11 protein-coding genes are annotated in these 11,903 nt (G+C 61.9%); 7 read left to right on the plus strand and 4 right to left on the minus strand.

Features of this window, described 5'->3' with window-relative positions; all coding sequences use genetic code 11:
• The first annotated feature begins 106 nt into the window (after positions 1-106).
• Together H2O75_RS01420 and dhaL are read left to right on the plus strand one after the other, a co-directional pair.
• Positions 107-1,105 (plus strand): dihydroxyacetone kinase subunit DhaK, encoded by a 999-nt coding sequence (locus H2O75_RS01420; RefSeq protein WP_182172660.1) that lies wholly within the window; start codon positions 107-109, stop codon positions 1,103-1,105.
• A gap of 3 nt (positions 1,106-1,108) precedes the next feature.
• Positions 1,109-1,750, plus strand: a complete 642-nt coding sequence (dhaL, locus tag H2O75_RS01425; protein WP_182172663.1) for a dihydroxyacetone kinase subunit DhaL — start codon at positions 1,109-1,111, stop codon at positions 1,748-1,750.
• Between the two features lie 51 nt (positions 1,751-1,801).
• Here the strand turns inward: dhaL and H2O75_RS01430 are convergent, their stop codons facing one another.
• Positions 1,802-2,845, minus strand: coding sequence for a zinc-binding dehydrogenase (locus tag H2O75_RS01430; RefSeq protein ID WP_182172666.1), 1,044 nt, complete (start codon positions 2,843-2,845; stop codon positions 1,802-1,804).
• A 240-nt stretch (positions 2,846-3,085) separates the two neighbouring features.
• Here H2O75_RS01430 and H2O75_RS01435 point away from each other — a divergent pair, with 240 nt between their 5' ends.
• The gene (locus tag H2O75_RS01435; RefSeq protein WP_182172669.1) at positions 3,086-5,512 is read left to right on the plus strand and encodes a DMSO/selenate family reductase complex A subunit; all 2,427 of its coding nucleotides are present in this window, start codon (positions 3,086-3,088) and stop codon (positions 5,510-5,512) included.
• A gap of 117 nt (positions 5,513-5,629) precedes the next feature.
• Positions 5,630-6,061, plus strand: a complete 432-nt coding sequence (locus H2O75_RS01440) for a hypothetical protein (protein WP_182172672.1) — start codon at positions 5,630-5,632, stop codon at positions 6,059-6,061.
• A 127-nt stretch (positions 6,062-6,188) separates the two neighbouring features.
• On the opposite strand, the gene H2O75_RS10775 is transcribed toward H2O75_RS01440, so the two are convergent.
• The 3 genes from H2O75_RS10775 to H2O75_RS01450 form a co-directional block, all read right to left on the minus strand.
• Positions 6,189-6,974 carry a DUF2254 family protein gene (locus H2O75_RS10775; protein ID WP_259365324.1) on the minus strand — a complete coding sequence of 262 codons (786 nt, stop codon included), beginning with the start codon at positions 6,972-6,974 and terminating at the stop codon, positions 6,189-6,191.
• Complete coding sequence (locus H2O75_RS10780; RefSeq protein ID WP_220462754.1) at positions 6,941-7,492, minus strand: DUF2254 family protein; 552 nt, start codon at positions 7,490-7,492, stop codon at positions 6,941-6,943. Before H2O75_RS10780 ends, H2O75_RS10775 begins: the two co-directional genes overlap by 34 nt.
• Before the next feature lie 68 nt (positions 7,493-7,560).
• Positions 7,561-9,315: a helix-turn-helix domain-containing protein gene (locus tag H2O75_RS01450; protein ID WP_182172675.1), complete on the minus strand. Its 1,755-nt coding sequence runs from the start codon at positions 9,313-9,315 to the stop codon at positions 7,561-7,563.
• 100 nt (positions 9,316-9,415) lie between these two features.
• Between H2O75_RS01450 and H2O75_RS01455 the strand changes: the two genes are divergently transcribed.
• The 3 genes from H2O75_RS01455 (at position 9,416) to H2O75_RS01465 (ending at position 11,882) form a co-directional block, all read left to right on the plus strand.
• Positions 9,416-10,219: an N-acyl homoserine lactonase family protein gene (locus H2O75_RS01455; RefSeq protein ID WP_182172678.1), complete on the plus strand. Its 804-nt coding sequence runs from the start codon at positions 9,416-9,418 to the stop codon at positions 10,217-10,219.
• Between the two features lie 56 nt (positions 10,220-10,275).
• On the plus strand, positions 10,276-10,686 hold the full coding sequence (locus H2O75_RS01460) for an FmdB family zinc ribbon protein (RefSeq protein ID WP_204736212.1): 411 nt from the start codon (positions 10,276-10,278) through the stop codon (positions 10,684-10,686).
• A 77-nt stretch (positions 10,687-10,763) separates the two neighbouring features.
• Entirely contained in the window at positions 10,764-11,882 is a 1,119-nt protein-coding gene (locus H2O75_RS01465; RefSeq protein WP_182172681.1) for an alcohol dehydrogenase catalytic domain-containing protein, read from the plus strand.
• Positions 11,883-11,903 lie beyond the last annotated feature (21 nt).

Below are 11,903 nucleotides of genomic sequence, written 5' to 3' on the forward strand. Positions count from 1 at the left end.
CGTCGCCCCCGCCCGGGCCGTGCCTGTAACGTGAGCGGTGACACGTGAGTAACGTGGGCTGAACGATGCGAGAGCCACCGCATCGCCTGACAACAATGAGGTAGTCATGACTCAAGCAAAAAAGATAATGAACGATCCGGAGAACCTTGTCGACGAGACCCTTGATGGTCTGGTCGCAGTCTCCAACGGGCTGCTCGTGCGCGATCCAGGATCACGCGTCGTACGCAGTACGAAAATCGAGAAGGGCAAGGTCGGCCTCCTCGTCGGCGGCGGCTCCGGCCACGAACCCATGTACGGTGCCTTCGTCGGCCCCGGACTCGCCAACGCCTCCGTATCGGGAGACATCTTCGCCGCCCCCGCACCCCAGCACGTCCAGGAAGCCATCGAAGCGGCAGACGCCGGCGAAGGCGTCCTCATCGTCTACGGCAACTATGCCGGGGATGTCATGAACTTCGACATGGGTGCAGAGCTGGCAGAAGAGGACAGCGATATCGTCTCGAAGACCGTCCTCGTCCGCGACGACGTCGCAACCGATGACTACGAAGGACGCCGAGGCATCGGCGGAGCCTTCTACGTCGTCAAGGCGGCTGGCGCCGCCTGCGCCAAGGGGCTCTCCCTCGAGGAAGCCGCCGCGGTGACAGAGCGCGTCCAATACAACACCCGCACGATCGGTGTTGCCGTGCGTGCCGGCATCCTTCCCGACACGGGCAAGCGCACCTTCGAACTCGGCGATGACGAGATGGAGATCGGTTTGGGCATGCACGGGGAGGTTGGAGTCGAGCGCTCGAAGATGATGAGCGCGGACGAGCTGACCGAGAAGATGGTCGAGATGGTGACAACCGATCTGCCGTTCGAATCCGGAGACCGTGTCGCCGTCCTCATCAACAACCTCGGTGCAACGACCCAAATGGAGCTCCTCATCGTCTACCGCAAGGTCGCGGAGCTGCTCGAAGCGAAGGGCCTCACGGTCGAACGCACCGACATCGGCGCGCACTTCACGTCCCAGGACATGGCAGGCCTATCCCTCACGCTCCTCAAACTCACGGACGAGATCGCCGAACTCATCGACGCCCCCTGTGAGTCCGTCCCCTTCACCCAGGGCTGAGCGATGGCAATCACGGTCGAACAGCTGCGAGAGATCCTCTCGACAGCCTGCCAAGCCATTGTCGATGCGAAAGAGGAACTCGGGGAAGCTGACCGGGCCACCGGAGACGGCGACCACGGCACCGGCATGTCCCGCGGCTTCGGAGCCGGCCTCGACGCTTTGAAAGATGCTGAACTGGCCACCGTCGGAGACGTGTTCAAGACTGTCGGAACGGCCGTTCTCAACACGAGCGGAGGCGCCTCTGGCGCCGTATTCGGCACGATGTTCCGGGCACCCGCAAAAGCACTCTCGGGAGACACTCTCGACGATGCTGGCTATGCCGACGCTCTCGAGGTCGCGGCAGAGAAGGTTGAGGCCCGGGGCAAAGCATCACCGGGTCAGAAGACCATGCTCGACGCCCTCATCCCTGCCGCAGAAGCAGCTCGAGCAGCCGTCGGCCAGGGCCTCCCGGCCACAGCCAGGGCCGCTGCCGACGCAGCCGAGAAAGGCTCCGAAGCGACCAAGGACATGATTGCGAAGGTCGGTAAAGCCAAATCTCTCGGCGAACGCAGCCTCGGACACCGGGACCCCGGCTCGATCTCGGTCACCATCCTCCTCACCACCATCGCCGATGGCATCGAGAAGGCGGAAGGCGGAAACGCCTAACGGGACCCTTCGTGGGCGTCCAGTGGAGGGGTGGCGCTGCCACCCCTCCACTCACGGTTCGACGAGGACCTTGAGATTGTCTCCGCCCCGCGCGGCCTCGAAGGCGCGATCGGCCTCCGTGAGCGGGAATGCTGCCGTGATGAGAGGGGCAAAGAGGTCCGGCTCGGCGGCGAGAAGGGCTAGCGCTTCCTCATTGTCGGCAGACGTATTCGCCGTTGAACCCGTGACGAGAAGCTCGCCGTAGTGAATGAGATTCGCGTCCAGCAGTATCTCGCCCTTGCCCGATGGCAGGCCGGCGAAGAAGTTGATCCGGCCGCCCTTCGCGCAGGCCCGCAACGCCTCCGTGAAGACCTGGCCGACCGGGGTGGCGACGATGATGGCATCCGCCCCCGCACCATCCGTCCATTCCGCCACCTGCTCCGCCAGATCGCGCTCGCGGGGATTGATCGTATGATCCGCGCCTAAGTGTTCGGCAATGTTGCGTCGATGTGGGGATGTTTGGCTGACGATGACGCGGCCAACCCCGCGATGCTTGGCGACGAGGAGAGCGATGAGACCGATCGGGCCCGCCCCACATATCAGCAGCGTGTCATCCGGTGTGAGAGCGAGCGGGCGCAGCCCGCGGATCACGGCAGCAATCGGCTCTGTCAGGGAGGCGATCGGGAGGCTGAGATGCTCGGGCACAACCAGGACGTTGCCGTTCGCGACAGCGGCGGCCGGCACGAGCAGCTGCTCGGCGAATCCGCCGTCGAAGGTCAGGCCAACGGACTCATAGTTCTCACACAGGTTCCCGAGACCGCGCCGGCACGGCCGGCAGGTGCCGCAAGCAATATTCGGGGCGATTGCAACCGGTGTCCCGGGAGCGAAGCGATCATGGCCGCTGCGGTTCTCTCTCACCACGCCGACCGTCTCATGCCCTGGCACTCGGACCGTGCCGGGCGGGAAGAGGCGGTGCTCCCCGCGGGCAATCTTCAGATCGGTTCCGCAGATGCCAACGGCGGCAACGTCGATAACGATGTCTCCCTCGCCCGCCACCGGATCGGGGCGGTCAACAAACGCCAGCTTCCCATCGTCCTGGTATTCGTACGCCAGCATGGACGCCTCCACTTTCATTTCAGCCGTGCCGCGAGCTTGCGGCCCTTCACCAACCGTACCGCCGGAGCGAGTCAGAGAGCACGGCGGTGCGCCGCAGAGCGGGTCCACGGATAACGTCACGGCCACGTACCCTATCTCGGCCGTACTCCCGGGACGATTCCTTACAAAGTGGGACCTTTGGGACGTTAACCAGGAGTTTCCCTTCTTAGAGCTGGAGCAACTATAGGAAGGTGGGACGAAATGTCGGAAACACTCAGTCGTCGATCATTTGTGAAATGGTCAGGCGTGGCCGGGGGCAGTGCCGCCCTCGTGGCGACAGCAGCCCTGCTCGGCATGCCTCAGGCGCGCAGCGAGGCGGGCGATGGTGTCGCCGATGCTGAGGCGACGGTATGGTCCGCCTGCGTCGTGAACTGTGGATCCCGATGCCCGCTGAGGCTCCAGGTCAAAGACGGCACGGTCGTTCGGGTCCTTCCCGACAACACGGGCGATGACACGCTGTGGAATCGTCAGATCCGTGCGTGCGTGCGAGGCCGGAACATGCGGGAGAGGATCTACAACCCCGACCGCATCAAGAAGCCTCTCAAGCGAGTCGGTGCCAAGCGCAGCGACGGCGAGTTCGAAGAGATTTCCTGGGATGAGGCGATCGACCTCATCGCCGAGAAGCTCCAGTACACGTATGATACGTACGGCCCGGAGGCCGTCTACCAGCAGTATGGTTCCGGCGTGTGGAACGCGCACGTGGCCAACTCCGGCGGCTGGGCCCGCCTGCTCAACCTGCTCGGCGGCCACCTGAACTACTACGGCAACTACAGCTACCTGCAGATCTCGCAGTGCACACGGTACTTCTACGGCTCGCCCGATGAGCAGATCTCCAACTCCATCGAGGATGCGATCGAGAACTCGAAGCTGCTCGTGCTGTGGGGCAACAACCCGCTCGAGACGAGAATGTCCGGCGGCGGCAACACCTACACGGCCACGTTGGCGAAGAAGGCCGGGCTCAAGATCATCGTGGTCGATCCCCGATACTCGGACTCCGCATCGGTTCTCGCCGATGACTGGATCGCCCTGCGCCCCGGCACGGATGCCGCTCTCGTTGCCGGCATGGCGCACGTCATGATCACCGAGAACCTCCACGACCAGGATTTCCTGGACACGTACTGTGTGGGCTTCGACGAGAAGCACATGCCCGAGGGTGCACCGAAGAACGCCTCCTACCGCTCCTACGTGGAGGGCAAGGGAGAGGACGGCATCGAGAAGACGCCCGCGTGGGCGGCCGATATCACCGGCGTCCCAGCCTCAAAGATTCGCTCCTTCGCACGCGAAGTGGCGACGGCGAAGCCCGCCAACATTGCTCAGGGATGGGGCCCGCAGCGCCACGCCAACGGCGAGAACAGTGCGAACGCCATCTACCTCCTGGCCGCCCTGACAGGGAATGTCGGCATCCCCGGCGGCGGCACAGGCGGCCGTGAAGGCTACCTGTGGCCCTACACCCCGTGGATCGACGACGGCGTCAACCCGGTCACGACAGCGATCTCCTGCTACAAGTGGACGGACGCGATCTCGAGAGCCGAGGAGATGACAGCGACAAGGGACGGCGTCCAAGGGAAGGACCGCCTCGAAGTCGGCATCAAGTTCATGGTCGTCTACGGCTCGAACATGCTGGCCAGCCAGCACGGCGACATCAATCGCACGCGTGAGATCCTCGATGATGACTCGATGTGCGAGTTCATTGTCGGCATGGACAACCAGATGAATGCGTCGATGAAGATGTGCGACCTCGTGCTGCCTGATACGACGACCGCGGAACGGTGGGATATCGTTCCCTCCGAGTACACGGGAGACATGGCGTACGAGATCATGATCGCCCGAGCAATCGATCCTCTCTACGAGTCGCGCTCATCGATCGAAGTGACCGGCGCTATTGCCGAACGCATGGGAATCGGCGACGAGTTCGCGGAAGGGAAGAAGACGACGGAGGACTGGGCGCGTTGGGTCCAGGACACGGCCCGCGAGAACAATCCCGGTATGTTCCCCACCTTCGACGAACTCATCGAACAGGGCGTGTTCCGCTACACAAGCCCTGACGGTCCAACCGTTGCCCTGAAAGAGTTCCGGGACGATCCCGAAGCCAGTCCCCTCGCAACGCCCTCCGGCAAGATCGAGATCTACTCGAGCACGCTCGCGCAGATGGCGAAGGAATGGGAGTTCCCCAATCCGCTGCCGGGCGATGAGCTGACACCGATCCCCGCCTATGTGGAGACGTGGGAGGGTCAAGCGGAAGCACGCACCAACGAGAAGTACCCGCTGCAGTGCATCGGGCACCACTTCAAGGGACGCACCCACTCAACATACGGAAACCTTGAGTCCCTGCGAGATATTCACCATCAGCGTGTGTGGATCAATGATGCCGATGCTCGCAAGCGCGGCATCGTCTCCGATGACAGGGTGACCGTGTCCAACGATCGCGGCACGATCTCCCTGCCTGCCATGGTCACGCCCCGCATCGTCCCCGGTGTCATCTCCGTGCCACAGGGCGCCTGGATCGAGATCGACAAGGACGGAGTCGACCACGGCGGAGCGGTCAACATGCTGACCAGCCTCCATCCCACACCCCTCGCAAAGGGCAACGGACAGCACACCAACCTTGTCGAGGTGGCAAAGGCATAACCGGAAGAACGAGGTGCCTGGGGGCCGGTGAACAGCCGGCCCCCAGGTGAGCAACGCGCGTCGATGTCAGTACGCGCTTCAGGCGCACAGATAGGGGAAGAGGGATACTCTGGGACGATGATGAAGCGAGTCCTGGCGATGGTGGGGGCATCCCTCCTTCTTGTCAGTGCATGCCAAAACACAGGGGATAGTGAACCTCCCGCTTCCAATGCGCCCGAAGGTGGTACGACAGCCACCTGGCAGCTGCTGAGCGAGAATCTCGACGCAGAGTCGACTGCTCTCAAGATCGGGGTGATGAGAGTCGAGTGCGCCGGGGGTGAGACCGGCACCGTCCTCCCACCGACGATCACCTACAGCGATGAGCAGATCGTCATCGAAGCCCTGGTGGCGACACTGCCGGATGGTGCCTATACCTGCCAGAGCAACGATGTTGTGCCTCTCGAGATCACCCTCGAACAGCCCATCGGGGATCGGGAACTCATCGACGGCATCTGCCAGCCCGCCGGAGGAAACTGCACAGATGGTGGGGTGCGCTGGCCGCTACCCTAGTGTCGAATCGAGTGGCGAGATTCATGTCTGGCTATAAGGGGCATTGGCGCCACGCGAAGTAGCCGCACCGGCGCGATACCTGCGGAGCGCAGGACGCCGCAGAAACCGTAAAGAAAGTCACGGTCAACTATCTTTGCGCCACATCCTCAGTTCCTTCGCCTCGAAGGATCAGGGCGGCGTTCTCCACGGCGGGAATCATCGTGTCGGATGCTACCGAGGCGAGATCCTCCACCATCTCTTGGAGTAGACGCGGAACAATGGCGGATTCAGAGCCGTAGAAGTGTATTTCGCGCACCACCTCATCAAGCATCGTGCTGATGTTCTGCGGCCGGTGGACGACCCTCACGTGGCCGTCTTCGTCCGCGATATAAGGGCTCGGTTCAACGACGGTGACGAGATAGCGGAAGATCCGATGGAGCTCTTGGATGCTCTGCGCTGCTGTCGCGGGATCGTTGATGCCGGGGGAGAGGGCACGATCGGCGATGTCGACAAGCTGTCGGAGGCCGAAGGCGACATCCTGATGGAGTTCACGTTCGGTGCGAAGTTCACAGGCCGAGTAGATCGTGGTGAGATCACTGTCCTCCAGCTCCCCATCCCACCAGACGCGGAGGAGAGGCTGGCCGGTCACGACAAAGTCGCCGACTGCTCGATCGACAGTGATCACCGCATCGTGCTCACGCGCCCATCGAACGAGCTTCTTGTAGTTGATCCACACGAGAGAGCCGTGTGTGCGGGCCGAGAGGGCGATCCGAGGATCCCCGGGCCGCGGAGACCACCCAGGCCCCTGCACGGGGCCAGCATCGTCCGTGCGGACGGGATAGAGCCTCTTCGCGAGATCCAGGGTCTCCTCACCGATATCGGAGATCGCGTTAGCGACTCTCATCGAGGCCGTGATGAGACGGATGAAAGCCAGAAAGAAGCCGAGACAGCTGAGGACGAGAAGGAACGCGAGGGGAGACGGATGCTCGTGGGACGAAAGAGGTGGTCTCCTCGTCCTCGCCTCCACACATATCGGATGACGGTGAGTGAGAAGACGAAGGTTCCCAAGAACATGGCGAGCGTGGCCTGGACGATTCGGTTGCGCAAGAATCCAGAGAGCATGCGGGGGCTGAACTGGCTGCTCACCAACTGCAGGACGACGAGAGTGATCGAGAAGATCAGCCCCGTGACGGAGATAGTCGATGAGGCGATCGTGCCCAGGACCTCCCGCGCAGCATCAGGCCCGCCCTGGAACACGAACGATAGCGTGTTCTCATCCAATCCACGTTCCCACGCCGGCAAGAGGAGCCCCAGAACGAGTGCAGCGGTGACACCCGCGGCCGGTATCGCCCAAAACGGGCTCCACAATCGATCCCAGCGCGTCCGGCTCGGAATGTTGGGGATCGAGCCGCGAATGCGATGGGTACTGGAAATCTGGTCGTTGTCATCCACAGCGCCATTGTGACACTGGTTCGACCGTGGAACATCGCCAGGACTGGGATGAGCGGAGCTTGATGACGTCACGTCGTCTTCAGGGCCCAGATCCGCAAGCCCAGACGAATGTCGAGAAAGCGCGGTGATCCCTGCCAGTTCGATCCGAGGAGCTCGGAGATTCGGACGAGACGTTGACGGACAGTGTTTTCGTGGACGACGAGCATGCCCGCGGTGATCTTGATGTTCTCGTGGTTTTCCGAATAGAGCCAGGCAGTCCGCGTGAGTTCGGTGCCGTGTGCCACGTCGTAATCGATCAATGCTTGGATCTCTGAGAGGGGCGTGTAGGCGTGGGGGTCGGCGTTCTGCGCGGCGAGAATGATCCCGAGCGAGCCGAGATCGTCGGCTCTATAGATGCGATTCGTGTGCCCGAGAGCTCTGAGGGCAGACATGGCTGTCAGCGCGATAGCGTGAGCCTGGGCGAAATCTGTCGCATGGTCGACTCTGCCTCCGAGCGCGCACTGAACATCCGCGGCGGCCGATTTCATCGCACTGATGAAGCTCCGGAGGATATCCTCCGATTCCTGAGCCGGGAGAAGGATGCAGATGTGGTCGTGGTGTTCGACGGATAGAAATCTCCGGCCGTCTATACCGTGACGCTCGGCGCTGAAGGAGAGAGAATCCCTCGTCTTTCGGTCTAGTTGCGTTCGAGAGTCTCCAACGGTTCTCAGGACGGCGACAGAGAGCGGCCCCGTGTGAAGAAGAGCCTCGAGGCGCTGCGCGCCTGACGGCGTGAGCTTCCGACGCTGTAAGAGATCGTCGATGAGTGCCTGGTCGCGTTGCCGCTCCTCGCCCCGCTGAGTTCTTTCGAACAGGAGAAGAATCCCGAGAAAAACCGCAGTTCTGGTGACGCGGGGTAGGAGTTGTTCAGGAACAGGATCGAAGACGATGACGCTTCCCAAGTGTTCAGAGTTCGACGTAGCCGCAGTTGCGGTGATCCTGTCTCGGATGGCGGGCCGTCCCGAGATGAATGCCTGTCTGCCGAGTTCGGAAGCGAAGGCTGGCAGTTCCGGTTCCCCGTGAATACTGCCTCGGGCGGCAAGCTCACCTTGAGCGTCAAGAATCGCGAGGTCGGAGCCGAGGGCCTTCGCCGCCGTGTGGGCAAAGTGATCGAGCCCGCGTCGCTGAGCCAGGCTCTCGCTGAGCAGGGCGTCCAGGTCGACAACGGTTTGGAGGGCTTGAAGCCTCTCGGCACTGTCATCGAAGCTTTCTCGCAGACCCGCAAGTGTTGCGCTGACTGCGCGAAAGCGACGGGATTGGTCAAGTGCAACGGCCGTGTGGTGGGCGATTGTCGTGACGGTATCCACGATTGTGGGGGAGAAGACGCCCGGCGTCCGGTTCGCGAGGAGGAGCGCCCCGTGCAGTGCTCCGTGGACTCTGATCGGCACGCCGAGAATCGCCCTGACGCCTTCGGTTCGCACGATTTCGTCAATGTTGTCGAGGTGAATGATGCTGGGATCGATGAGATAGTCGGCTGTTTGGACCGTCCCGCGACCGATTGCCGCCTTGCCGAGCACCCCAGTTCCGAGCGGCATGCGGATGTGACGGTAGCCCTCTGTCTGGACGCCGGTTGAATACTGGATGAACGTCTCTTTAGCGTCATTGAGGGAGATGTACGCCATATCTGAGTTCGTCAGATCTCGGGTGAGGGCCGTGATTCGATCGAGGACCATATCGATGTCGTGATTCGCTGCCATGAGGGACGCGATCGCTGTGACGGCCTCGAGTACGCGATTACGATGCTCGAGCCACTCGACGCGAGTGGAGTATTCTCCAGTGGCCATGAATAAAGAGTGTACGTTCCTCCATGGCGTGTGGGCAAGATCACCTCTAGGGTGAGGTTCACGGATCGTTTTCTGCGGTCCCGGATCAGGGAGGATCACCATGAAACTACATTTCCTATCGACCGGAATCATGGAGTGTGACCACACGTGGCTCTTGCTCCAGGCAGGCAACACCATTAAGGATCGCCATCACAAGCATGAACCGGCGGCGTGGGGAGAATGTCCGACACATGCCATTCTTATCGAGACGGATGAGGGGCGCGTTCTCTGGGACACCGGTGTTCCACGAGACTGGGAGTCCCGCTGGGCCCCGACAGGCTTCCAAGACTTCTTTCCCGTCCAAGAGGACCCACAGGGGCCGGGTTTCCTCGACTCCGCGCTAGCAGATCTCGAGCTCACCCCAGACGATATCGACATTCTCGTGCTCTCCCACCTCCATTTCGATCATGCGGCAAACGCAAAGATGTTCGACAACGGCAAGACGCGCATCCTTGTCCAAGCTGACGAAATCGAGGGAGTCAAAACGATTGATGGCCTGTTCAAGGGCGCACACCTCGTCTCCGACTTCGACGGGCTCTCCATGGAGGCGGTCCACGGAGATCAAGAGATTGTGCCGGGAGTATCTGTCATTTCGACCCCGGGACACACGTGGGGGACGATGAGTCTCCGAGTCGATCTGCCGAACGATGGAACGAAGATCTTCACGTCAGACGCTGTGTACATGGGAGCGTCCTGGGGTCCGCCCGCCATTGGTGCCGGCATCGTATGGGACTCCGTGGGTTGGCTCGAGTCGGTCGAGAAGTTGCGCCGCATCCAGGAGGAGACCGGTGCCGAAGTGATCTTTGGCCATGACGCCGAGCAGCGGAAGGCAATGAAGATCGCTCCCAATGGTCATTACAGCTGAGCAGGCCGAGACGATGAGGTGTGCCGCTGCGGCGGCACGCCTGTGAGGAGTAAACGGTGATCAGATACGACGTGAAATGTTCAGGGGGCCACCGGTTCGAGGTAGCGCTCCCCTCGATGTTCTCCGAGAACCCCCTGTGCCAGTGCGGGGCGGAGACAGCGCGGATTCCCAGCAGAGTGAACACCGCGGGGGCAGCGTCTCCAGGGCCGTCGAGGGACGACATGCCCATGACGTGGCGGGGAACCAACAACGGAGACCGGGAGCTCATCCGGTCATGGCATAAGAAGATGGTCCAGCGCGAGAAGTTGGAAGAGAAGTATCCCGAGCTGGCAGGGGACCGGAGACCGGTTCTCGCGCACGAAGGAGCCTTCGCTTCCGCACCGGTCAGGGCGGGTGATGCCATCGCTGGCGATCTCGCGAAAGAGACGTTCGGCAAGCCGCCAGTAGACGAGGCCAAGAAGTCTTAGCGTCACCCAGCAACTATCGACCCCTCAATTGGGGTCCCTTCAGCAATCCATAAAACAGCCTCGCGAAAGGCAATCAGATGAAGATCCGTGGAGCAGTCCTTGAAGAAATGGGGCTTGCGCGTCCCTATGCCCAATCACAGCCGCTCAAAATCGTTGAACTCGATCTCGCAGGCCCAGGCCCTACCGAACTCCTGGTGAGGATGGACGCGGCGGGCGTCTGTCACTCCGACCTCTCCGTCGTGGAGGGAAACCGGCCACGGCCAGTCCCCATGCTTCTGGGCCACGAAGCATGCGGGACGGTCATGGAGGTGGGCTCCGATGTGAAGGGCTTCGACATCGGTGACCAGGTTGTCATGAGCTTCCTCCCCCGGTGCGGCGAATGCCAAGCATGTCAGACCGACGGGAAACTGCCCTGTTCGGTCGGATCGAAGGCGAACAATGACGGAGTGATGATGTCGGGCGAGATCTCACTCGACCGTGACGGAGAGAAGATCTACCATCACCTGGGCGTCAGCGCATTCGCCACCCACGCCGTTGTCGACTACCGTAGCGCGGTCGTCGTCGACAGGAGGGTGCCACCGGAGATAGCGGCAGTGCTCGGATGTGCGGTGCTGACGGGCGGAGGCGCCGTCCTCAACGCGGCGAAACCGTCTCCGGAAGAAACCATCATGGTCGTCGGGCTCGGCGGCGTTGGCATGGCCGCACTGATCACTGCCCTGGCACAGGACGTCAAAGAAGTCATCGCAGTCGACTCCCTTCCCTCGAAGCTGGAGCGTGCGAAAGAACTCGGAGCTCATCGTGTCTTCACTCCGCAAGAGGTCGCAGAACAGGGTATTACGGCTGACAAAGTGATCGAGGCGGCCGGCCATGTCAGAGCCTTCGAGACCGCCTACAACGCCATCGGCTTCGGTGGCACCCTTGTCACTGTCGGGCTCCCGCCCGCACATGCGACATCCGAGATCGCGCCGCTCAATCTGACTGCGGCCGCGCGAACCGTCATCGGCAGCTATCTAGGCTCCGCTGTTCCCGCTCGCGATATCCCGGAGTACGCAGACCTCTATCTCGAAGGGAAGCTACCGGTCGGGGAGCTCATCTCATCAACCATCCGCTTCGAAGACATCAATGAGGCGATGGATGAGCTCGCCGACGGCAATGCCATCCGCCAAGTCATCGTCTTCGACCGTCAGGGAGAATAGCCCATGCCACTCACACCTCCG

Source organism: Flaviflexus equikiangi, assembly GCF_014069875.1.
Taxonomy (GTDB): Bacteria; Actinomycetota; Actinomycetes; order Actinomycetales; family Actinomycetaceae; genus Flaviflexus; species Flaviflexus equikiangi.